Source organism: Parabacteroides sp. APC149_11_2_Y6 (assembly GCF_054506995.1).
Genome location: NZ_CP173709.1, coordinates 421,250 through 444,879, shown reverse-complemented (window position 1 = coordinate 444,879; position 23,630 = coordinate 421,250). Strand labels below are relative to the sequence as shown.

Sequence of the window (23,630 nt, the reverse complement as noted above, 5' to 3'; positions counted from 1 at the left end):
ATTGAAAAATTGATAATTAAAAATGGAAAATTATCTGTGATAGGATACTTTTCCATTTTTTGTATTATCAGTTTGGTTCTCTTTTAATTTCGAATTTTCAATTCTCCTTTTTCAATTATAAAAATGAACACATTCGGTAATATATACAGACTAACCTCTTTCGGGGAATCGCATGGCCCTGGAATAGGAGGTGTAATAGATGGTTGCCCTGCTGGTATCGAACTGGATATGGCATTCATTCAACATGAGTTAGACCGTCGTAAACCTGGGCAGTCCAAAATTACAACACCACGAAAAGAAGACGACGAAGTTCAATTCCTTTCCGGTGTTTTCGAAGGGAAGACAACAGGAACACCTATCGGTTTCATTATCTGGAATAAAAACCAGCATTCATCGGACTATGACAATATGAAAAACGTTTATCGCCCGTCTCATGCCGATTATACTTACCAGATGAAATATGGCATCCGCGACCCACGTGGAGGAGGACGCTCATCTGCCCGCGAAACAATAGCCAGATGCGTAGCCGGTGCTATAGCTAAATTGGCACTTATACAAAAAGGCATCCGGATACAGGCCTACACATCACAGGTCGGTCCTCTAAAGTTGGAAGGGAAGTATACAGATTATAATTTGGAAAATGCAGAAGAAAATATCGTCCGCTGTCCGGATACTGCCAAAGCCTCTGAAATGGAAGAACTGATAGCGGAAGTCAGATCCAAAGGAGATACCATAGGCGGAGTTATTACTTGCGTAGCCAAAGGAGTTCCAGTTGGTCTCGGAGAACCTGTATTCGGAAAACTTCATGCTGCTTTGGGACATGCCATGCTCACAATCAATGCCGTAAAAGGTTTTGAATATGGAGACGGATTTGAAGCTGCTCTTTACCGGGGTTCAGAACGCAATGACCGTTTTTTTAACGATAATGGGGATATTAATACCCACACCAACCATTCGGGAGGCATTCAAGGGGGTATTTCCAATGGACAGGATATATACTTCCGGGTTGCATTCAAATCGGTTGCTACCATATTAATGGAACAAGAAACTGTTAACATGGAAGGTGAAGACACTATTCTAAAAGCCCGTGGACGCCATGATCCGTGTGTACTTCCCCGAGCTGTTCCCATTGTCGAGGCAATGGCAGCCATGACTTTACTGGACTATTTATTGATACAGAAAACAAGGGAAGGAAATCTATAATTGCAATAGACATAAAAAAACTGCTACTTCTAAAAGTAGCAGTTTTTTTATCCAGAGCCGAAAGCCGGACTTGAACCGGCGACCTACGCATTACGAATGCGTTGCTCTACCAACTGAGCTATTTCGGCAACATTTAATTATCGAATGCGGGCACAAATGTAGTAAGTCTATTCGACATCTGAAAGAAGTTTCGTTAAAAATTCATCCAAATCTGCATCTAAATCTTTCAACAGAGGGTCATCCGCGCGCAAAGTCTCATCATCCAGAAATAATAACTCCTCCATTACCATGAAGTCATCATCTGTAAGGCTTACAGAAAATGGTTTCATAAAATTCGGATGTTCAAAAACTTTTTTTGCAGATAAAAGAGTAAGGACATTCTTCAAGGATGTTGCCACCTGACTATAGAATATATCATTCTCACAGGGACATCCCACCCAGTCAAAAATGATTTTCTTTTCTAACAAGTTCTCATTCTCATCATAAATCTGCAACTCCCCACTTTCCGGATCGGCTTGTACATACAAGTCGCTATAAAAATTACCGGACTCATTAGAAGTAAGTTTACTGATTGCTACCGAGAAAGTTGACTCTATTACAGACTGGGTCTTTGCACTATTCGCACTCATATGTTTTTAATCTTTATTCGTCTTAATCGAATTATCTGTCAAAAGTAATAATAATTCAGATAAAATAGGATTATTACCTGTCAATTTGCATATTTAGTTTTGTATCCGAAGTCAAACGCTCACTTAATGCATCCATATACAATTTCTGCATTTTCGTATATTGATTCTCTGCTCCTGCATTCTTTTCATAAAGGGCATAAGATTTCGAAGCCCAGTCGAACGCTTCTTTCAATTTCGTATCCATTTCATAATATAATGCAAGATTGGATGCTGCTTTTGCTTTTTCTTTCCAACCGGAGGATTTCTCATAAATAGTTATCCAATGCTGATAAGCCTCGTCCCATTTTTCAGCGGCAGCATATGCAGAGGCCTCTTTCCACCGAGTTCCTATTCCCTTATAGTACCAACGGGTTTCATCAATCCAATGAGGTATAAAATTCGGGGATGCCTTTGTTCCCAAATATTCCGCAGCAGAACGTAGAGCATCCGATGGCGAAGGCAGATAACGCGCCAGTTCATTCAGATCACCGGCATTCTCCATCCAATAAATGCTGTCATTCATATAAACTGTTGCCAAAGGGTGATCCCTTTCCGGTATATAACTGCGAACAACTCCATTCATTTTCACTTCTACCATTCCTGCGATATATCCGTCTGCAAAAGCAACCACAGTCTTTTCCATTTTAAACAAAAGCCTGTCAAAAGAAATAACTGCGTCCGCCCCGGTTTCCTCACACAAAGCCTTAACATCATCGGAAGACATTTTTTTATCTACCAGATATTGACTATCCTGACGAGTTCCCCGGTCATAAAGAAGAACATCCCTGAAATAAGGAACCGAAACAATCGATTTACCCAATGAACGACAGGCAAAAAAGGAAGCACTATCTGCACTTGCACGGCAAGTGTCCTGCGCCTTTCCAAACAGACTGTATTGGTAACCCACATCCGAAGGCTGCGGAAGTGCATTATCCACTACCAGCAATTTACGAACATTCTTCGGAAAAGTAATATTCGCAGGATTATACGTCTGGATACCAATATAATTAACAGGACTGCATGCGGCAAACAAGCAGGCTATCAACAAATAAAACGATATTCTCATCATACACTATATTATATAAATGAGGTAATGTTAAAAGCCTGCCATGAAATTATTCACCAGATAATCTTTATATTACCCCAATAGTTAAGCCATATCCGATACTGCCTTGAAGTAACCGATCGACTCGGCAATGCCCAGAAAGGGATCTTTCATATCCTTTTCATATTCAAGGCTGCACATTCCCGTATAGTTTACTTCACGCATCATTCTCACCAATGCCGGAAAATCAATCTTTCCTCTCCCGATTTCTATACCTACTCCGGCTTTGGAAGCATCTGTTACATCTTTAATGTGCATATCAAATACCCGGGTATGATATTTCTTTAAATCAGCAACAGGATCGCAGCCGTTACGCAAGTCATGCCCTACATCCAGGCACATTCCAATACGGGAATCAAGTTCTTTTGTATGTTCCCAAACATCCGTTGCATCAGGATAAGTTTTAATATCCGGTCCATGTAAATGAATCGCATAATTAAAATCATATTCCTTCACCTTTTTATCTACATAAGGAAGCAGCTCATAATTAGGAACTCCAACTATTGTCTTCACACCTACCCGCCTGGCATAGTCGAACGCACGGTCTATTTCAGCTTCACTCTTCATATAAATAGGTCCTACGGCATAACCGGTAACATCATACGATGCGCATTTATCATGAAAAGCTTTAATCTGTTCAGACGTACTATCCAACGGCAAATGGAAGTCTTTAATGCAAAGATAATGAATATCCAGACGCTGCAACGTCTTTAACGTAGTATCCAGGTCAAAATTAACAAATGTATATCCAGCCATTCCCAAATGGAAAGGATTTATCGCTTTGGTAGCTTTGGGTTTTACCGGGTCCGGTAATCCTGCTTTGGCTATTCCGGTAGTACCGAAAAGGATTGCACCTGCCAATCCCTGTTTAAAAAAAGACCTTCTTGATTTCTCCATGGTAGTAAATTGATAAGTTTATTATACCTGATAGCAAATATAATCTTTTTTTGTGTGTCCGTCCACATTTGCATCTAAATATGTTATTTCACCATCAATCGGGGATAAAATCAAATGGTAGTATAACAAAAAAAGTAGAACCTTCACCCAACCGGGATATAACCTCGATAGAGCCTCCCATTTTTAATACTAACCCCTTACAAATAGCCAGGCCAAGTCCTACCCCTTTGCTTCCGCTGTCCAGTTGTACAAAACGGCTAAAAATATTATCCATCTGTTCCTGAGGTATTCCCTCTCCGGTGTCCTGTACGAAGAAACGGATGGCTGCTTCTTCTAATTCGTAACCAAAACGGATTACGCCTGTTTGGGTATGTTTAATTGCATTTGTCAATAAATTCGTCAAAACCTGAGTCAAACGGTTCCTGTCCATATTAAATACAAAAGGAGCACAATCCGTCAATTCCAATTTTACACCTTCGGGCATCCTCAGCCGAATTACGTTATAAATTTCTCCCATAAGTTCGGGAAGTGACAACTGTGCATAACTAAGCTTCATTGAATTCGATTCAATCTTGGATATATCTAAAACGTCACATATTAACCGTTGCAATAATTCATTATTACTTTGGATAATATTGAAATATTCCAAACGGGTCTCCGGGTCTTCCTCATCCACCAGTATTTGAGAGAATCCCACTATTGCATTCAGCGGGGTTCGAATTTCATGATTCATATTTGCAAGAAAGGCCGATTTCATCCGGTCTGCTTCTTCCGCCTTTTCTTTTGCCACTTTCAACTGGTTTCCAAAACGATATACCGTATATGCCAAATAGCCAAGCAAACAACATATTACCCCCAACACAATTACGCCACTCCAAAGAAATACCACCTTATTATGGTCTGCCATTACCTGAAGTTCCATTTGTTTATTTGCAAGCTCCAGTTTATCCACATTATGTTGCGCTTGCATTTCCGCCAGTTCCTTATAATAATTAGCGGAAGCCAAGGAATCTTTCAACTGGGCATAATGCAGGAGGACATCGGAAGACTCCGGATAACGACCCGCATTCATCAAAGCCTCCGCTTTCAGCCTTAAGACATCCAAATAAGTTTTGTTAATATCTGATGCCTTATAATACGCTAATAATGCATCGTAGATCGGTACGGCCTTATCATATTGTCCGGAACGGATATAATACGTAGCATACATCGTTTTTATCTCAGAATCTTTATAGCCCATCTTATTTTTTCTTACCACATCTTCCGTTTTTTTCAGATAAGCCAGTGCGCGGGGGTAATTATCCATATGGAGATAGAGCATCACATAACTACGATACAATATATAACGAAGAAAAGAAACAGGATTTTCACTATCCAATTGCCGGATGCCATCTTTATCACATAAATCGATGATCTGTTGCAAACGTTCCAAATAGGGAAACTTCCGCTCCTGACCTGGTATGAGATTCACTAATTGCCGGATGATATAGACCTGTTTAACCAAAGGGGCATTCCGCTGTTCCATTTCAGCTAAAACTTCTTCATACAGTTTTACGCCTTCTTCTTCTAAGTTATTGGATAAATAATAGTCAGCCAAAGCCTGGTTGGCCATGTCCTTTCCATCCGGGTAATTTAACTCTACAGCCAGACCTTTTAATGAATGTATGCTATCCAATGCCGCCTTATTTCTCTTAGCCTTGGTCAGCACATAAATTCCCCACGCTTTTGTACGAAACATATCTTCATACCTCTTTTGCTTCATAAACAAAGGTGTTGATTTTTCCAGCCAATAAAACAAACTGTCCAGATCGACAGAGTAATAGTGCTTCATCAACAAAAACATCGCATTGGCTTCATATTTCTCATTGCCGGATTTACGTGCTTCAGCAAGTAAGGCTTGTATGTGTTGAAAACGGTCCGGTTTTCGGATATGGTCAATTGCCACCTGATATAATTGCTGCAAAGCAACACTATCGGCAACACTTCCCTTATTAGAAGAATAAGAAGAGGAAATACTCAATAACATGTAACATATTAGAGCAAGGATACGTTTCATAAGTAAGTTTGTTTTTTCATCTCAGATAAAGCTCATTTCTTTCTATAAACTCCATCTCCAATCGTGCAGCAAGGTAACAAATATTTAAATCCGGCAACCGAGGTTTTAATAAAAAATCGATAGCCAATTGTCTCATTATTAAAAAAACAGTCCATATCTGCACCTTAAATGCCGATATGGACTTTTGTCTCATTAAAAAATAAAGAACCTAAGAAAAATACACGCCGAAACGGCACCTTTCTTTATTTTTTTAAAGCTGCGATACTTTCTTCAATTGATTTGATTTTGCTTTCAGCATCCGCTTGTTTTTTACGTTCCATTTCAATAACCTTTGCAGGAGCTTTGCTTACAAAACTTTCATTACTTAGTTTTTTCATGACCGATGCAAGGAAACCACGTTGGTATTCCAGTTCTTCGTTCAGTTTTGCCAGTTCTTCCTCTACATTAATCAAATTACCCAGAGGTACTGCATACTCTGTTGTCCGGACAAGGAAAGAAACAGCACCTGCAGCCTTATCTTCCACCTTATCAATAGCAGACAAGTTGCACATTTTGGAGATAACACAGTTAAAGTCTTCTGCATGTTCTCCCAAAACCTGTAACGCCAATGTATCTTTATTCGGTATATTCTTCTGCAAGCGTATTGTCCGTATGCCACCGACAATCTCTTTTACTATTTCAAAATTAGTCAACAACACGTCATCTACAGGAGCAACCTCCGGCATCTGCGCAACCATCAGGCTTTCGCCTTCTTTACGCGGTTCCAGTGCCTGCCACAACTCTTCCGTAATAAATGGCATGAACGGATGAAGCAGACGAAGCAAAGCATCAAAGAATCCCAATGTTGCATCGTAAGTTGCCTTGTCGATAGGCTGTTGGTAACCCGGTTTAATCATTTCAAGATACCAGGAAGAGAACTCATCCCAGAAAAGCTTGTATATAGCCATCATCGCTTCACTCAAACGATATTTGCTGAAAGAATCATCTACTTCCGCAATCGTTTTATCCAACTGCATCTTGAACCATTTAACAGCAATAGCAGAAGCTTCGGGTTGCGCTATCCGACTATCAACCTCCCAACCTTTTACCAGACGGAAGGCGTTCCATATCTTATTATTAAAATTACGTCCCTGTTCACACAAGGCATCATCGAAAGGAATATCATTTCCGGCAGGTGCAGCCATCATCAATCCCATACGTACGCCATCAGCTCCAAACTTTTCAATCAGCTCCAACGGGTCAGGAGAGTTTCCTAAGGATTTAGACATCTTACGTCCCAGTTTATCGCGCACGATACCTGTAAAGTACACACTACCAAAAGGTTTATCACCACGGTATTCGTAACCTGCCATAATCATACGTGCTACCCAGAAGAAAATAATGTCCGGTCCTGTCACCAAATCACTGGTCGGATAATAATAATTAATTTCTTCGTTATCCGGGTTATTGATACCATCAAACAAAGATATCGGCCACAACCAGGAAGAGAACCAGGTATCCAAAACATCCTCATCCTGACGTAAATCCGCTATAGTCAACGCAGCATTACCTGTTTTTTCTTTTGCCTGCCTCAATGCATCTTCAGCAGTTTCTGCGACAACATAACCTCCTTCAGGCAGAAAATACGCCGGGATACGATGTCCCCACCATAATTGACGACTGATACACCAGTCTTTGATATTCTCCATCCAGTGGCGGTATGTATTCTTAAACTTGGGAGGATAGAATTTAATATCGTCATTCATCACAGGCTCAAGCGCTATCTGTGCCAGATGTTCCATTTTAAGGAACCACTGCATAGACAATTTAGGCTCGATCGGTACATTTGTACGTTCTGAATAACCGACTTTATTTTCATAGGCTTCTACCTTTTCCAACAGCCCGGCTTCAGCCAGGTCTTTTTCAATCTGGTTACGCACATCAAACCGGTCCATACCCACATATAAACCAGCCGCCTCACTCAAGGTTCCGTTATCATTGAAAATATCAATGGAAGGCAAGTTATACTTCTCACCCAGCATATAGTCATTTACGTCATGCGCAGGGGTTACCTTCAAACAGCCGGTACCAAATTCGATATCTACATAATCATCCTCGATAACAGGAATAACGCGGTTTACTAACGGAACGATCACTTTCTTTCCTTTCAACCAAGTATTCTTCGGGTCATTCGGATTGATACACATCGCAGTATCCCCCATGATCGTTTCCGGACGGGTAGTAGCAACCACGGCATAACGACCATCCGCATCCCCTTCTACTTTATAACGAAGATAATACAGTTTGCTATGTTCTTCCTTATAGATTACTTCTTCATCGGAAAGGGCAGTCAATGCCTGCGGGTCCCAGTTAACCATACGAACCCCACGATAAATCAAACCTTTGTTATATAAATCGATAAAAACCTTGATCACACTTTCCGAACGGATTTCATCCATAGTAAAAGCAGTACGGTCCCAATCACAGGAAGCGCCAAGCTTGCGTAACTGTTTCAGGATAATACCACCATGTTCTTCCTTCCATTCCCACGCATGTTTTAAAAACTCGTCACGGGTAAGATCGGATTTCTTTATCCCCTCTTTCGCCAAGCGGTTTACCACTTTTGCTTCCGTTGCAATAGAAGCATGGTCGGTTCCCGGAACCCAGCAAGCATTCTTTCCCTGCATACGGGCACGGCGAACCAATATATCCTGAATGGTATTGTTGAGCATATGCCCCATATGAAGTACGCCGGTGACGTTTGGAGGAGGAATAACAATCGTATACGGCTCCCTGCCGTCTGGTTTCGACTTGAATAAGCCGTTATCCAACCAATACTGATACCACTTCCCCTCTACTTCTGCGGGATTGTACTTACTTGCAATTTCCATATATTTCGTTCTTAATCTTTTATTATCATTTTGCATATGGCATTATGCCGCAACAGGTTGCAAAATTACAAAAATAATATGTATAATGTATCTAAATCATCCGACTAATCTAAATCAGGATATGCACCTCCGAACAACTTCATCTCCCTAGCATCAGGAGAACTCCGGAAACCGGTATATTAATAAACCTTAGTTATGAGCTCATCACTTGCAGTATTCCGTAAATGCCAGTATCTTTGTACACTATATATAATAATGAATATGGCAAGACGCTCGAATTACAGAAGCACAGATAAAGCCAGAGCTCCGAGAGGACGCCGGATAACAGTAGAAGAAGAAAATACATTACTTCCTTTTCTGTTCAAGTTATTAACCGAACAAAGTAAAAGTTCAGTCAAGGCTCTTCTATCGCACGGACAAATATTGGTAAACGGAAAGGTGACTTCTCTATTTAATACACCTTTACAGCAAGGGGACGAAGTGATAATAAGTTATGAACGGGGAAAAGTTGAATTTAATAATCCGCTGTTGAATATTGTTTGGGAAGATGATGATTTGATTGTTGTCAACAAAAGGGAAGGTTTGTTATCGGTGTCCAGCACACGGGTAAAAGAGCGCACAGCTTACCACCTGCTCAGTGATTATGTAAAAAAATCAGACCCGAGAAATAAAATATTTATCCTGCACCGCCTGGATCGGGACACTTCGGGACTGATGATGTTTGCAAAAAATCAAAAGGTACAAAAGGCTTTACAGTCTGACTGGAACAACGTTATTACAGCGCGCACTTATGTGGCGGTAGTGGAAGGACGCCCGGAAAAGGACATGGACCTTATCGTTTCCAACCTGACGGAAAATGCGAAGATGCAAGTCTATGTGACAGTAGATGGAGATGGAAAAGAAGCAATTACCCGCTATCGTGTATTAAACAGTAACGGAGGTTATTCTTTACTGGAATTAGACCTGGAAACAGGACGCAAAAACCAGATACGTGCCCAAATGCAATCTATCGGACATTCCATTGCCGGAGATTATAAGTATGGCGCAGAAACAGATCCCACCGGACGGCTGATGCTTCACGCCAGACGGCTCTTTTTTATCCATCCTACGACAGGGGAGGAGATGCGTTTTGAAACCCAAATTCCAACGGCATTTATTTCATTAGCCAAATAATAAAACAGAACAATCGTATGAAAAAGCTCTTTAGCACCTTAGTGCTGGCAATCATGGCACTGACTGTACAGGCGCAAATCCTGCAGCCTGCAAAATGGAAAATCAACCTGAATGATTCCGGCTCGGCAGAAAAAGAAATCGTCTTCACGGCAACCCTTGAAAAAGGATGGCATTTGTATGACCAGGACCTGCCTGAAGGCGGACCGGTATCCACTTCATTCACATTCGAAACGCTGAAAGGTGCCGAATTGGTTGGCAAACCGGTACCATCCGTAAAGCCTACTGTTGTATACGATGAACAGTTTGCAATGAATCTCCGTTGGTTCCCGGGAACTGTTTCTTTCACACAGAAAATTAAAGTAACGGAACCTACCAAGTTCAAAGTGGAAGGAGAAGTTGAATTTATGGTGTGCAACGATGAAACATGCCTTCCTCCCGACCGCGTTAGTTTCACTTTCGACAAGAAGAATATCCAAATGACTACAGCCGAAAACAAAACGCCGGATGTAGACACCAACGATTCTACTGTCGAACAACCGGAAATAAACCAGACAACAGAAAATACGGCCGAAACTACAACTCCGGAAACAAACAAAAATACACAGGCAAGCTCTAAGAATACGGCAAATAATAAATTAACGGACGACGTATCTTTATGGACTCCGGTAATCGACCAGCTAAAAGCATTCGGTGATACGACCGTTTCCGCTACCGACACTTCCTGGCTGTTTATTTTCTTTGCAGGTTTCTTAGGTGGCCTGATTGCCTTGCTTACACCTTGTGTATGGCCTATGATTCCGATGACAGTAAGCTTCTTCCTGAAACGGACCAAAGATCGTAAAAAGGCGATACGCGATGCGATCACTTACGGACTCTCCATTATCATTATTTATTTAGTGATGGGATTATTAATTACGGGTATTTTTGGGGCAAGCGCTCTGAATGACCTCTCAACTAATGCCATATTCAACATCATATTCTTCTTATTGCTGGTAGTATTTGCTATCTCTTTCTTCGGAGCTTTTGAATTGGTTTTGCCGTCTTCCTGGACAAATAAACTGGACACAAAGGCTGACTCTACAACCGGTATTATCAGCATCTTCTTCATGGCATTTACACTGGTACTGGTATCCTTCTCGTGTACAGGCCCTATTATCGGAACATTACTTGTACAGGCAGCTTCCATGGGTACGGCAGTAGGCCCGGCTATCGGAATGTTCGGGTTTGCCTTGGCATTATCCATCCCATTCAGCCTGTTTGCTATTTTCCCGAACATGTTGCAAAGTATGCCGAAATCCGGAGGCTGGCTGAACTCGGTAAAGGTAGTATTAGGTTTTCTGGAATTAGCCCTGGCATTGAAGTTCCTGTCTGTCGCAGACCTGGCTTACGGCTGGCGTATTCTGGACCGTGAAGTATTTATCGTACTTTGGATCGTTATATTCATCCTGTTGGGTCTTTATTTATTAGGCAAAATCAAATTCAGTCACGACAGCGACGTGAAATTTGTATCTGTTCCCCGCCTGTTCATGGCTATTATTTCATTTGCCTTTGCCGTTTATATGGTACCGGGACTTTGGGGTGCACCGCTAAAAGCTATAAGCGCCTTTGCTCCTCCTTTGTACACACAGGATTTCAACTTATATGAAAGTGAAGTACATGCAGCCTTCGACGATTACGAAACAGGTATGGCTTATGCAAAGAAAGTAAACAAACCTGTCATGATAGACTTCTCCGGCTTTGGTTGTGTCAACTGCCGCAAGATGGAAGCTGCAGTATGGACAGACCCGAAAGTTAAGCAATTGCTGGAGAACGACTATGTTCTAATCACATTGATGGTAGACGACAAAACCAAATTATCGCATCCAATCACTATCGAAGAACATGGCAAAACACGCACTTTGAAAACAATCGGAGACAAATGGAGCTATCTGCAACGAAGCAAATTCGGAGCAAATGCCCAACCATTCTATATATTATTGAACGATAAAGGCGAGCCTCTCGGACCGTCCTATGCCTTCAATGAAGATGTATCACAATACATCCAGTTCCTGCAAAACGGATTAAAAGTATTCAGAGAACAACAGAAATAATCTGTCAATAAAATGGGAATGTGCCAATACACCAATCGAAAAGAGTTTTCAAACCATATTTCTTTTCATTGGAATATTGGCACATTTTATATATCCGCATCGATACAATAGGACTTTGATAAATTAATACAATATATATGGCAACAAAACAAGAAAAAATGGAAGCCTTCGGGCAACTGCTCGATATTCTGGACGAACTGCGTGTAAAATGCCCCTGGGACCGTAAACAAACAAACGAAAGCCTTCGTACAAATACCATCGAAGAGACATACGAATTATGCGATGCTATCATGAAAGATGACAACAACAACATCAAAAAGGAATTGGGAGACTTGCTCCTTCATGTTGTATTTTACGCAAAGATAGGAGAAGAGAAAGAAGCTTTTGACATGAAGGATGTATGCGACAGCCTGTGCCAGAAACTTATTTATCGTCATCCGCATGTATTCGGAGACGCTCAGGCTGACACAGCCGGCAAAGTAGAACAAAGTTGGGAACAGCTTAAACTTAAGGAGAAAGGTGGAAATAAAACCGTACTTGAAGGGGTTCCGGCCTCCCTCCCTTCCATCGTAAAAGCACATCGCATCCAGGATAAGGCACGTAATGTAGGCTTCGACTGGGAACAGCGCGACCAGGTATGGGATAAAGTCCATGAAGAATTTACCGAACTAAAAACAGAAATCGACAAAATGGATGCCGATAAAATGGAAGCCGAATTCGGTGATCTATTCTTCAGCTTGATTAATGCAGCCCGTCTTTACAAAATCAATCCGGACAATGCCCTGGAACGCACAAACCAAAAGTTCATACGACGCTTCAACTACTTGGAAGAACATACGATAAAAAAAGGAAAATCCTTAAAAGAAATGAGTTTGGAAGAGATGGATATACTTTGGAACGAAGCAAAATCAAAAGGGTTATAACGAACAAAAGGGGAACCGACATCACGTCGCCACCCCTCCCTTAACTTAAACGCCAAAACTAAATCTAAACAAAAAACACAAATAATGATAATATCTTTTTTTATTATTGTCTCTTTTTTCTATCGCCGGAGGAAGTTCTCATAAATTCCCGTGCAAATTTGAGTTCAGCACGTCTGTACTTATAAAGTTTCTTCGGTGATAGTATCTTTTTAAACTTATCGTAATACTCCTTTTCTAATTGCGCCTGCTTTAAATTTACATTAATGCATTCATCAATTGCTTTTAAATAAACATCTTCAGTTGTTTCCGGATTTTTTCTAAGTTCCTTGGAGAGTTTTCTACATTCATGCCCTACTTCAAACATTTTTTCCTGCAGTTCATTACAAAGTGGAATAAAAGACGCAGCCTCTTCCGGAGTCAAACCAACTTCTGCAGTAATAAATGCATTTCGCTTTGCTTGAAATGCTTCTCTATCAAAGTCCTTATGCTGTTTTCCTTCCTGGGCATTTGCACAGAATGAGAACACAACTGAAAACGCCACAAATGTAATAAAAAATATTTTATTCATACAAGCCTTCCTACAAAAATATTTTGATAATTTCATTTTTTTATCACTCAGTTACACTTATATCCCCTGTCAAAAGAAAACCCGCATACCTATCTTCCAGATATTCAAGATAATCTTCATCTTCAGCCTCCTGCTTGGCAGAAATACTATTTGCTGTAACATTTGATTTCACGAGCAGAGAATCGGCATTCTGGCTTTGTTCACCGCCATCGCCAACCAGAACTTTAAAAAACAACCCCAAACCTGCAAACACCGCTGCCATATAAAGCCATGGGCGAACACGATCCATCATGGAAACCTTTTTCGCTTCCTCCTTTGGGGATTTTTCGGGAAGCCGGCTCATTATATTAGCCGTCAGTCCTTCCATATACCCTTCAGGCACAGTAAAAGGATTTTTTCCCTTAAAATGGTCCAGATTGTTACGTTCAGTTTTCATATCATCTCTCTTTTTACATTCTTTTGACAAATAGGAATAGGAAAGGTTTAAATGTCTTTTGTTAAAAACTCCTCGACTTTTTTCACGGCATGGTGATAAGAGGCTTTCAAAGCCCCCACCGAGGTTCCGAATATTTCAGACATATCCTCATATTTCATATCATCAAAATACTTCATATTAAACACAGCCCGCTGTTTTTCAGGCAATGTCAAAATAGCCCGCTGCAATTTCATTTCCGCTTCGTCTCCGTCAAAATACTCATCTCCCTTCAATTTTTCCAACAAAAATTCATCCGTATCATCAATAGATACATTATTCATTGTACGTTGACGGTTCAGGAAAGTGATGCATTCGTTAATAGCAATCCTATATAACCAGGTAGACAATTTGGCATCCCCCCGGAAATAATCAATATTTGTCCAAGCTTTCAGAAATGTATTTTGCAGCAAATCATTCGCATCTTCATGATTCAATACCATTTTACGAATTTGCCAATACAACTTTTCCCCGTACAAACCGACGATCTTCGAAAAAGCGTCTCTTTGACAGGCAGGATCGCGTAGTTGTAACACTATCTCTTCTTCTGTATATTGTTGCATCCTTACTCACTAATTTGGGTGGTAAATATAAGGAAAATATCCGGATACTCAATATTACCAATCTAATCTAAGCGTAGTAAATCCCATGGAAGAGACCGGAACTTTACCATCAATAATCTGTATTTTGCCAGGTTCCTCATTAAATTCGCAAACGGTAATCTTTTTAGGACTTTGCATCTTCCAATCAAGTTTTACTGTATGTTCTTTATCTGATACGGAACGCAAACGAACGATTTGGGATTTACCATTATCTATCGTTTTAATCATTGAAACAGCAACAGATTCATCTCCTGTCAAAGTCATATTTTGTTGGTAGCTAAAGTCTTTATCAACCGGAACCGCTATCATCGGACGTATTTGTTCCATCCCGAATTTATTTGCTTTCGCAACATCATATGCCCCTTTATCCGGCAACACACGATATTCAAACTTGATTTTCCCGTCTTGCGATAAAGGGAAATTCGTATGCCAATGATTATTGAGTGCCCATGAATAAATAGTGGACGACGGTTTGATTTTCCGAATCCACTTAGGCGATTTAAATGCCCCGCCAATAATATTCGCACTCATCTCCCCTACTTCAAACATACAGGCATTCAGCGAACACCAAGTCACATTTTTATCTTCGCCGGAAATATTCAACCAACGCTGAAAAGCAATCCAATTCCGGTTGGCAACCTCAAGCTGGTCTTTTTCCACTTCCATTACTCCCCACGGAATATCAGCATTAACCACAGGATTCTTTATATCAAAAGCGAATCCGAAATGTACGCCTTCTTTATCCGTTGTTGCTATTTTATCAAGCATATTGCAGAATGAAACATATGGCTGGCCTGCAACCAGGATAATTTCACGCTTTAATTCGCTACATCCCTCCGCGTCCGATTCTACCAATAAAGAATTTACCAATGGTCCTTGCTCTTTTACACTCACCTTTACATTATATGCTTTTGTCGCACGGCTTCCTTCATCATCCCCTTTCAAATAACGATAACTGTTCAAAGCACACATCGATTTATTATCTGCAAATTCCTCCCCTCCATACACCAGGCTTATCACATCCCCTGTTTCCGGACTTACTTTCAATTTTATAATGCCATTATCCAATGTATTCTCTTCCATCCTTATCAGAGAAACCCGCTTAGACGGCTTAGACGATAACCGATATTTTTTAGCTCCCAATGCATCCACATCCGCAGCCCAGAAAGCCAATCGACCATCAGAAAGACGTTGGCTCACAACTTCTTTTCCAGTCTCTACATCTACTACACATGTGTAATTTTTTGCAACCTCTTTAGGTAACTTCACCACCTCACTACGTACCCAGGAAGAGGTATTGAACAGGCTGATAGTAGCAGACTCACGGATAATGTCCGATAAAGTTCCTGCAAGTAATTCTTTTTGCATCTTATCGGAATTACGGAAATAATCGAGTTTAACATTCAATATCTCATCACATATCGGTTGCTGGGAAGGATTCATATAAGCCCATGTATGTTCTGTTCCCATTATCACATTTCTCCACGCTTCCTCAAAATCCGGCAATGGTTCCTGGCTACCCTGCTTTAACATGCTCCAAAGAGTTTCGGTCTGAACAAGTTGCTCTTTCACTTCCCGGTGATGTCCTGTAAATCCGGCTTTCGAGCCAAGCCCATCTGTCCAGCATTCGGTAAAATCGCCTTTCAATACGGGTAACTGGTCACCATATTTTTCATCAAAAGCACTCATCATCTCTGTTGCCGTACAAATCCGCAACTTTGGATAAACAAACTCTTCGTTCCAACTCTTCACCGCCTCAGGCAAGTCAAAATCAATCGGCGTATTATCGGCCATACACCAGGTCATCGGAAATATATCGAACGGATAATAATCGGCCTTCTCCAACTCCGGCAACATCTGGTCTATATACTTGTCTATAAAATTAGCACGCGGGTTATCCGTTTTGACAATTCTCAATAATTTATCCGGGTCAGTCTGCCCTGCCATCTTCGGCCAAAACATATATCCTTTATTATGGGCGCCGGGTGTATAAGCCCCAGGCTGCAAAAACAACATCTTCGACTTTCCGTCAGGACCTTCCCACCAGAAAGGTTTAAAACTGATTTCATGTGCAAGCCCCGTACGGTCCGAGCCATTAAAAAGAGCCAGGCAATAAGGAATGCCCAACTGGGATGCAACCGGAACCACTCCCCACGAAACACCGGGGATATCGACCTGAACCATTGTTTTAATACTTCTCCCTGTCCGCTTTTCAAGTTTCTTACTATAGTTGAACAATTCAAACAATTCTTCATCATTTGCCGTACTTGTATTTGTATTGACGTAGCCGGCATCTACAGCGATCTGTCCGTCTTTAATTGCCTGGATAAGTTTTTCACATTTTTCAGCCGGTTCTGTTTTCAAATATCGTTCAACAGGCCATGTTACCTCCGGATTCCAAACAAAACGGGCTCCTTCCGGATAGCTTTTTGTTTTCTCAGCCAATTCTATCGCATACTCCAGATTACGTTTATGTATCAATTCCACATTTGCCTGTGTATTCGTATACCCGATATCCACATGAGAATGCGGATAAATATACACAGTCCATTGGCGGGCATAAGGAATTACCACTTGCTTCGATGCCAGTTGCTTTTTACCTATAAGAAAGTTAACTGATATCGTATCATCTTTCTGTACCCCTATATCCGGAGGAAGCAATACAGAAATAGAATCACGCCTATCCGTATTCAGCAGCGTCCGTTCTTTCTTTCCATTTGCCAAAATCTCGATACTTGCATTTTTCAATGGTTTTATACCGTTATAGGTAACAAACATCTCGCGACCGGCACTCTTGTCACTCCTATATTTATAATGCCTTGCCACTTTACAATCAATGCTTTCTTCCGAAACTTCGTTACCGGCAAAGACATTCGAAACCAAACAAGATAAAGCAGCGGTGATAATGATACTTTTCATAATTTATCCTTCCTATTTTTAATCCGGACTTGTTGTTATACAAGTTTATATTAATTCATCTATTACAAATTTACAGGCAAATATAAGGATAAAAAAACGGCAGAAACAGTGACCTATTTTACGATTTACATATACTATTCTACTATTTTAGAGCTTTTCCGGTATGCATATACAAAAAAAGCGGACAATCATACTGATTATCCGCTTTCAAAGTGCCCAGAACAGGACTCGAACCTGCACGCCTTGCGACACACGCACCTGAAACGTGCGCGTCTACCAATTCCGCCACCTGGGCATTTATTTTTTATCTAAATCACAATCTCTCTCGATTGCGGTGCAAAAGTAACTATTTCTTTTGAAATACCAAATGCTTATTCAAAAAAGAATAGCCTTTCTCCTGTTAATTCTCTTTTTCCTTCTATTCAGTAAAGATATTCCGGGTGTTTATGGTCGTAATGGCCTGACACACCGCAGGGAGAATTTCAGAGCGGTCGAATTGGAACCCGGACCTGCTGATCTGGTGGTACCTGCATGTACTGCCATATAGTAGGCAACACCGTTGTAAGGAGACTCACCTGACCAGAATAATCCGCTTGTTTTTGTAGGATCTTTAGTTAGTTCTCCGGACGTGGGTAGCCAGCATCCCACATACCCGCCGACCGCATCACCCGAAGCGATAAAGGCTCTTTGCTTGCTGAATCTTACCAGTTTCACCATCGCCTCCTGTTCAGTCCTGGCTGGCGGTCTCCAGCCTTGTTTCATCGCCGACTCATCATAATTATAGTCCCCGTATTCTGCACATCGACTCGCCAGCTTGTCCTTGTCGAATGTAAAATACTCCCCCCTAAACTGCGAATTTTCATGGTCCGGATGGTTCTCCTGATTGGCATAATTCAGTGCTATTGATGTCTGCTTCAACTGCGCCCCGCAATTTCGGTCCGCCACCGTGATACCCAAATCGTTCAGGTCGACATCATCGATGCGACAATTCGTCTCTATTGTCACCGTAAATGTGAATTGCCTTTCCGTTACCTCCAGTCCGGTTTTTTTATCCACGGCCGTCACCTTGATGCACTCCGTGATTGGCATGTCTCCCGGCCCTGTGCGGAAGATGCCCAGGTAGAACATTTGCCCGTCCAACGCGCCCGTAAGCGTAGTTCCGGCGCTGCTGCCGGTATAAGTGGCTTGTCTCGGCGGGGTCTCGTTCTGCGGCGAGGTAAGCGCCAGAAACGCATCCACGTCCTCCCTGAAATTGCTCTTCACTTTGAAAGTATAGTTTTCCGGGTCTACCAGTTTCACACTGAAGGGTATCACCTTTACCACCCCGTCCGGATTTCCAATGTCATTCGAGAATCCGTTCACCACCAACGGGTCGTTCCCGTAATTGGGGAACACCGTCACCAGATACTTGCTGGGTTCCTGCGTGAAGTGTATCTTTACATCCGGCACGCTTCCCGCCGGGCTGCGGGTCACGGTAAGTGTGCCGCTCCGTGGGGCATTCGACACATTGGGCTGGAACTGTATCTGTATGCGCCCTTTGTTGCCTCCGAATTTCGTATAATCCGCCCCGATAAAGCCTGAAAGGTAGTTATCCGCCGATGTCGTCCACGAGCCGGTTGCCCCTCCGGTGAGGACTTGAAGGGAGAATGTAGTGCCTTGTCCGGGCACGGACATTTCCACTGTTCCGGTCTGCCCCTCTACGGAGAGCATCTCCAGTTCACCTGTTGTTGACAGTTGGGTGATGTTGATGGTTACTTTCAGGGGCTTGGCGGGGGTGGGTGTAATACCTGTAGCCTCTACTTCGAGCTGCGCGGTATTAACAAACACCGTGCTGTTTTCGTGCGCAGCGACAATCCGGAACGAATTATCGTCTATTTTTTCAAACTTGAAATTATTCCCGACATTTTCCCGCCAGGCGAGTTTCCAGCCGAGTCCTTCCTTTACGGATACTTTTAGCACGGCTGATTCGTTGGCAGAGGCATTGAGCACGACGGAAGTACGTGATACGGTTAAGAAATTTCCTTTGTCGTCCACCACCGTGTTATTGTTGTCCTCTTCCCATGCATCGTCTACTGCATAGTCCAGCAAGCGGTCTTTCTCACTCATGGCCTGGTCTTCCGTATCGGCTCCCGCACGCTTGACACCGTTGATTACTACCGTATAAACATAGTTCCGCTTGAGCACCTGGCTCAGCCCGGCATCCGCGACATTGGCGCGGTAGTAGGTCAGTTTGGTAGTATTAACTCCTCCTCCCGTCTCGCTCTGGTAGTATCCTGCTATGAGCAGGCAGGTGGTGCGTTCGTCGTCCTGCGTGGTATATGATGCGATGTTGGGATAGGCGTACAGTCCGCCATCTGCCATATCCTGCCTGTTGGTGTCCGGTAGGGGCAGGTCGGCTTTTACATATCCGGCGGGCAGGTTATTCGGGTCGGACGGTGGCGTGGTTGCGGTTCCTTTCACGACTGCATCTCCCAATGGGGCGTCCTGATGGAAAAAGTAACCAGCATCGCGGTAGTTGCACACTTTCACCCAGGCAATAACCAACCGGTCTGCCGCCATATTGTGCAGGTCGAAACGGCTGACGGCGCGACTAAACCGTACCGAAACGTTCAATGGTTCTGTAGAATCCGGGGCGGGTGGAGTGAAGAGGCTTTCTTCACCGTCCTGTCCCAACAGTATGCCGAACAGTGGCAGCGGTGCTGCCACCCTTGCCCGGGCAAGGGATTGTGATTTCATGATGCGTCGCATTTCGTCATAGCTCTTGCTGTTGTTTGCGCGTATGTAGTCCTCGAAGTTTTTCCCGTCGGCTTTGTACTCGTCGTAGTTTGCCACAATCAGCGTGCGGTATTTGCTGCCCGCAGTGAGTGCCCCCGGAATGTTGAGCGAGAAGCTGCCCGCCGCCCCGCTTCCGGCGGGGACGGAAGCACCCTGCCAGGCAACGTAGCCTCCGGTGGAAGAGTTATAGAAGACGAAATACACTTTATCGACTTTCTTTTCGGCCGGTGTTGCTGCTATGCTCCGCGTTTGCAGGTCGTCAAAGCTATAATTTACAGTTACTTCCTTTCCCTCAGCATCAAAGCCGAAATCAAACTCTTCCCTTATGCAGCCGGCCAGAAGTACCAGCACCGGGAGCAGGGCAGCAAAGGAAGTATGGATGCGAAATTTCTGTTTCATAAGAATGAATTATATCTTTGTTCTATTGGATTTTCGGTCCTATTGATTGATTTTCAGGATTTTTAATCCACCTATCTCTTAACACATCTAAGCATAGTTCCCGACAATGGTACTTGAGACAGAGCCTTTGCTTTTGCTTCCGCACTCTTTGCTCTGGCCGTAGTACTAGCACCAGGGAAGCCGGAGTTGTCAATCAAATATGCAGTGAGCCTTGTATCTGTTCTGAAATTAAATGGAACGAATCCCTTACTTACGTCCAGAACTGGCTTATCAACATCGTATTTATACGATCTACTGTCTGATGGATCCACATATACATCTGCAACAACAGGTGCATTTTCAACATACCATCCTGTGAAAGTTTGGCCTTTGTTATCCACCATTATCGCATATTCGGGCCAATAACACGCTACATACCTACCGTTTTTCTTAGCTCCACTTATTGAAAATACCCTCTCCCTTGAAGTGCATATCTCACCTTTTATCAAATTGAGCACACTTGCATCTGCAGGCATCCAGCCGTTACCATCTCCATAATTTTGCTGTCCGAAAGTTTTGCATTCCATCTCCTGGTTGTCTTTAATGATTGTCCCTGTCCACTTCTTTCGATCCGTCCCATTATCCGGACTATACCTGTTCGTCGAGTAATTCCCTGCTATCGTAGCCTGTGTTTTCAAGGGTGCACCCACGTTGCGATCCGCTATCGTATATCCTCCCACAGTGACATCCCCGATATCACAGCTTGATTGTATGGTGACATTAAACGATACCTCTTCCGACTTTCCTCCGGCCATTTTCGGCACAGCCGTCACCTTGATGCTTCGGGTGAGGTCGGCATCGCCCGGACCGGTACGGAAGATGCTCAGCGTGAACTTTTTCCCGTCAACGCAGTTCTGCAGTATAGTTCCGTCCGCGCTCGCCGTATATGCGGCTTGAGGCCGGACTGGTTGTACGTCATATGTTAAGAAGGCTTCAGTATCCGCCCTGAAATTGCTTTCCACCTTGTACGTATAGTTTTGTCCGTCCGCCAGTGATACCCAGAAAGGATATTCCAATACCACCCCGTTCGGGTTTCCCGGATCGGGCGAAAATCCTTCGAGCGTCAGCCCCTGGTCGCCGAAATTGGGAAAGATCGTCACCAAATGGTCGGTTTGTTTTTGTGTGAAGTTAATCGTTACTGGTGGTATCCCATCATCGGGACTACGGTTCACTGTAAGGGTTCCGCTCCGTGGGGCATTTGTAACGTTGGGCTGAAACGTTATCTGTATGCGTGCTTTGTTAGCCCCGTATGTCGTATAGTCTCCGATAAAGCCTGAAAGTGAAGGGTCCGGATTTGCCGTCCACGAGGCATAAGCTCCTCCGGTGAGCACTTGTAATGAGAGGGTGGCACCTTGTCCGGGCACCTCGTAGGTAAGTGTCCCGGTCTGTCCCTCTACGGACAACATTTTCACTTCGTTCTTTATGGAAAGCTGAGTTATATTGATGGTTATTTTTAGGATATTTGTAGTACCGTCTCCCGGTGAGGGGATGCCCGTAGCACGTACTTCAAGCTGTGCAGTATTAACAAAATCCGTATTGTTTTCCTTGTTGGTCATAATGAGGAATGAGTGTTCGTCTACTTTCTCTACCTTAAAGGCATCCCCCTCATTCTGCCTGAACACTGTTTCCCATCCCAGGCCTTCCTTTACGGACACCTTGATGGTGGACGCCTCCCCTGCCGGCGGGTCGAGCACCACGGCTGTGCGCGATACGGAGAGGAAGTTCCCGTTTTCGTCCACCACGGTGTTGTCCCCGTCATCCTGCCACTGGTCGTCCACCACGTAGTCCAACAGACGGTCTTTCTCCGCCATAGCCTCGTCTTCCGTGCCCGAGCCTGCACGCTGCACGCCGGTGATGACGATGGTATAGGCATAATTCCTTTTGAGTACCTGGCTCAGTCCGGGGTCTGCCACGTTGGCACGATAGTAGGTCAGGGTCGTTGTATTAGGGAGGCTGCCCGGGTCCTGGTAATATCCCGCTATCATCAGACAGGTGGTGCTTTCATCGTCCTGCAGGGCATTTGCCACAATATTAGGGTAGGCATACAACCCGCCGTCTACCATATCCTGCTTTGTGGCGGGGTCACCCATCGGCGGATTGACTTTTACGCATCCTTCGGGAAGATTGTTCACGTCAGCAGGCGGTTTAGCGGCAGTTCCTTTCACTAAGTCGCCCAACGGGGCATCCTGATGGAAGAAATAACCCGCATCACGGTAGTTGCATACTTTCACCCAGGCAATAACCAACTTGTCCGCCACCCTGTTTTTTAGGTCGAAGCGACTCACAGCACGGCTGAACCGCACGGATACGGGCAGTTGTCCTGTGGCATCGGGTTCGGGTGCGGTGAAAAGGCTCTCCTGTCCGTCCTTTCCCAACAAGGTGCCAAACAGGGGCAGCGGTGCTGTCACCCTTACTTTATTAAGCGCCTGCGACTTCATATCCTGTTGCATCTGGTCATAACTCTTGCTGCGGTTTTCTTTGATATACACATCGAAGGTTTTCCCGTCTGCCTTGTAGCGGTCGTAATTTGCCACTATCAGCGTGCGGTACGTATTGCCCGGCGCGAGTGCTTGGGGAATAGGTAGCGGGAAACTTCCCTCTCCTGTGTTTCCTGCCGGTGCGGAGGTTTTCTGGTAGGCTACGTATGCACCCGTGGAAGCGTTATAGAATACGAAATACACATCGCTGAATTTCTTCTCTTCCGGTGTTGCGGATATGCTTCGTGTCTGCAGATCGTCGAAACTATAGGAGATAGTCACCCCCGCAGCAATGTCCCGGGGGAAGGTTTCCTCTTGCAGGCATCCGCCAAGAAGCACCAGTAGCGGCAGCAGTACTGCCAGAAGCGTATGGATACAAAGATTCTGTTTCATA

Annotated in this window: 15 protein-coding genes and 2 tRNA genes; 4 read left to right on the top strand and 13 right to left on the bottom strand. The window is 43.4% G+C overall.

What is annotated here, in order from left to right; all coding sequences use genetic code 11:
* Positions 1-123: 123 nt before the first annotated feature.
* Positions 124-1,203, top strand: coding sequence for a chorismate synthase (gene aroC, locus ACGE0T_RS01850; RefSeq protein ID WP_459188859.1), 1,080 nt, complete (start codon positions 124-126; stop codon positions 1,201-1,203).
* A 55-nt stretch (positions 1,204-1,258) separates the two neighbouring features.
* Here the strand turns inward: aroC and ACGE0T_RS01845 are convergent.
* The 6 genes from ACGE0T_RS01845 to ACGE0T_RS01820 all read right to left on the bottom strand — a co-directional run bounded on the left by ACGE0T_RS01845 (position 1,259) and on the right by ACGE0T_RS01820 (position 8,799).
* Positions 1,259-1,331 (bottom strand) — tRNA-Thr (locus ACGE0T_RS01845).
* A 39-nt stretch (positions 1,332-1,370) separates the two neighbouring features.
* Positions 1,371-1,832, bottom strand: a complete 462-nt coding sequence (locus tag ACGE0T_RS01840) for a hypothetical protein (protein WP_459188858.1) — start codon at positions 1,830-1,832, stop codon at positions 1,371-1,373.
* A gap of 73 nt (positions 1,833-1,905) precedes the next feature.
* Positions 1,906-2,940 carry a DUF6340 family protein gene (locus ACGE0T_RS01835; RefSeq protein WP_459188857.1) on the bottom strand — a complete coding sequence of 345 codons (1,035 nt, stop codon included), beginning with the start codon at positions 2,938-2,940 and terminating at the stop codon, positions 1,906-1,908.
* An 81-nt stretch (positions 2,941-3,021) separates the two neighbouring features.
* Positions 3,022-3,873 carry a sugar phosphate isomerase/epimerase family protein gene (locus tag ACGE0T_RS01830; protein ID WP_459188856.1) on the bottom strand — a complete coding sequence of 284 codons (852 nt, stop codon included), beginning with the start codon at positions 3,871-3,873 and terminating at the stop codon, positions 3,022-3,024.
* 94 nt (positions 3,874-3,967) lie between these two features.
* Positions 3,968-5,929, bottom strand: a complete 1,962-nt coding sequence (locus ACGE0T_RS01825; protein WP_459188855.1) for a tetratricopeptide repeat-containing sensor histidine kinase — start codon at positions 5,927-5,929, stop codon at positions 3,968-3,970.
* 242 nt (positions 5,930-6,171) lie between these two features.
* Positions 6,172-8,799: a valine--tRNA ligase gene (locus ACGE0T_RS01820; protein ID WP_459188854.1), complete on the bottom strand. Its 2,628-nt coding sequence runs from the start codon at positions 8,797-8,799 to the stop codon at positions 6,172-6,174.
* A gap of 261 nt (positions 8,800-9,060) precedes the next feature.
* On the opposite strand from ACGE0T_RS01820, the gene ACGE0T_RS01815 reads away from it, so the two are divergent.
* From ACGE0T_RS01815 to mazG, 3 genes are all read left to right on the top strand, one after another.
* Complete coding sequence (locus ACGE0T_RS01815) at positions 9,061-9,972, top strand: RluA family pseudouridine synthase (RefSeq protein WP_459190396.1); 912 nt, start codon at positions 9,061-9,063, stop codon at positions 9,970-9,972.
* A gap of 17 nt (positions 9,973-9,989) precedes the next feature.
* On the top strand, positions 9,990-12,062 hold the full coding sequence (locus tag ACGE0T_RS01810; protein WP_459188853.1) for a protein-disulfide reductase DsbD family protein: 2,073 nt from the start codon (positions 9,990-9,992) through the stop codon (positions 12,060-12,062).
* Between the two features lie 137 nt (positions 12,063-12,199).
* Positions 12,200-12,985, top strand: coding sequence for a nucleoside triphosphate pyrophosphohydrolase (gene mazG, locus ACGE0T_RS01805; protein ID WP_459188852.1), 786 nt, complete (start codon positions 12,200-12,202; stop codon positions 12,983-12,985).
* Positions 12,986-13,088: 103 nt separating this feature from the next.
* On the opposite strand, the gene ACGE0T_RS01800 is transcribed toward mazG, so the two are convergent.
* The 7 genes from ACGE0T_RS01800 to ACGE0T_RS01770 all read right to left on the bottom strand — a co-directional run bounded on the left by ACGE0T_RS01800 (position 13,089) and on the right by ACGE0T_RS01770 (position 23,629).
* Positions 13,089-13,553, bottom strand: coding sequence for a hypothetical protein (locus ACGE0T_RS01800; RefSeq protein WP_459190395.1), 465 nt, complete (start codon positions 13,551-13,553; stop codon positions 13,089-13,091).
* Between the two features lie 43 nt (positions 13,554-13,596).
* Positions 13,597-13,989 carry a hypothetical protein gene (locus ACGE0T_RS01795; protein ID WP_459188851.1) on the bottom strand — a complete coding sequence of 131 codons (393 nt, stop codon included), beginning with the start codon at positions 13,987-13,989 and terminating at the stop codon, positions 13,597-13,599.
* Positions 13,990-14,036: 47 nt separating this feature from the next.
* Positions 14,037-14,588: an RNA polymerase sigma factor gene (locus ACGE0T_RS01790; protein WP_459188850.1), complete on the bottom strand. Its 552-nt coding sequence runs from the start codon at positions 14,586-14,588 to the stop codon at positions 14,037-14,039.
* 54 nt (positions 14,589-14,642) lie between these two features.
* Positions 14,643-17,546, bottom strand: a complete 2,904-nt coding sequence (locus ACGE0T_RS01785; protein WP_459188849.1) for a glycoside hydrolase family 38 N-terminal domain-containing protein — start codon at positions 17,544-17,546, stop codon at positions 14,643-14,645.
* Between the two features lie 213 nt (positions 17,547-17,759).
* Positions 17,760-17,841: transfer RNA gene (locus ACGE0T_RS01780), tRNA-Leu, on the bottom strand.
* A gap of 149 nt (positions 17,842-17,990) precedes the next feature.
* Positions 17,991-20,282, bottom strand: a complete 2,292-nt coding sequence (locus tag ACGE0T_RS01775) for a hypothetical protein (RefSeq protein WP_459188848.1) — start codon at positions 20,280-20,282, stop codon at positions 17,991-17,993.
* 509 nt (positions 20,283-20,791) lie between these two features.
* On the bottom strand, positions 20,792-23,629 hold the full coding sequence (locus ACGE0T_RS01770; protein WP_459188847.1) for a hypothetical protein: 2,838 nt from the start codon (positions 23,627-23,629) through the stop codon (positions 20,792-20,794).
* Between the last annotated feature and the right edge of the window lies 1 nt (position 23,630).

Excerpts from the sequence above, each read along its gene's own strand:
- ACGE0T_RS01830 (WP_459188856.1), bottom strand. The coding sequence starts at position 3,873 with ATGGAGAAATCAAGAAGGTCTTTTTTTAAACAGGGATTGGCAGGTGCA.
- ACGE0T_RS01770 (WP_459188847.1), bottom strand. The coding sequence starts at position 23,629 with ATGAAACAGAATCTTTGTATCCATACGCTTCTGGCAGTACTGCTGCCG.
- mazG (WP_459188852.1), top strand. The coding sequence starts at position 12,200 with ATGGCAACAAAACAAGAAAAAATGGAAGCCTTCGGGCAACTGCTCGAT.
- ACGE0T_RS01820 (WP_459188854.1), bottom strand. The coding sequence starts at position 8,799 with ATGGAAATTGCAAGTAAGTACAATCCCGCAGAAGTAGAGGGGAAGTGG.
- ACGE0T_RS01825 (WP_459188855.1), bottom strand. The coding sequence starts at position 5,929 with ATGAAACGTATCCTTGCTCTAATATGTTACATGTTATTGAGTATTTCC.
- ACGE0T_RS01790 (WP_459188850.1), bottom strand. The coding sequence starts at position 14,588 with ATGCAACAATATACAGAAGAAGAGATAGTGTTACAACTACGCGATCCT.
- ACGE0T_RS01835 (WP_459188857.1), bottom strand. The coding sequence starts at position 2,940 with ATGATGAGAATATCGTTTTATTTGTTGATAGCCTGCTTGTTTGCCGCA.
- ACGE0T_RS01840 (WP_459188858.1), bottom strand. The coding sequence starts at position 1,832 with ATGAGTGCGAATAGTGCAAAGACCCAGTCTGTAATAGAGTCAACTTTC.
- ACGE0T_RS01775 (WP_459188848.1), bottom strand. The coding sequence starts at position 20,282 with ATGAAATCACAATCCCTTGCCCGGGCAAGGGTGGCAGCACCGCTGCCA.
- ACGE0T_RS01815 (WP_459190396.1), top strand. The coding sequence starts at position 9,061 with ATGGCAAGACGCTCGAATTACAGAAGCACAGATAAAGCCAGAGCTCCG.
- ACGE0T_RS01795 (WP_459188851.1), bottom strand. The coding sequence starts at position 13,989 with ATGAAAACTGAACGTAACAATCTGGACCATTTTAAGGGAAAAAATCCT.
- ACGE0T_RS01785 (WP_459188849.1), bottom strand. The coding sequence starts at position 17,546 with ATGAAAAGTATCATTATCACCGCTGCTTTATCTTGTTTGGTTTCGAAT.
- ACGE0T_RS01800 (WP_459190395.1), bottom strand. The coding sequence starts at position 13,553 with ATGAATAAAATATTTTTTATTACATTTGTGGCGTTTTCAGTTGTGTTC.
- ACGE0T_RS01810 (WP_459188853.1), top strand. The coding sequence starts at position 9,990 with ATGAAAAAGCTCTTTAGCACCTTAGTGCTGGCAATCATGGCACTGACT.
- aroC (WP_459188859.1), top strand. The coding sequence starts at position 124 with ATGAACACATTCGGTAATATATACAGACTAACCTCTTTCGGGGAATCG.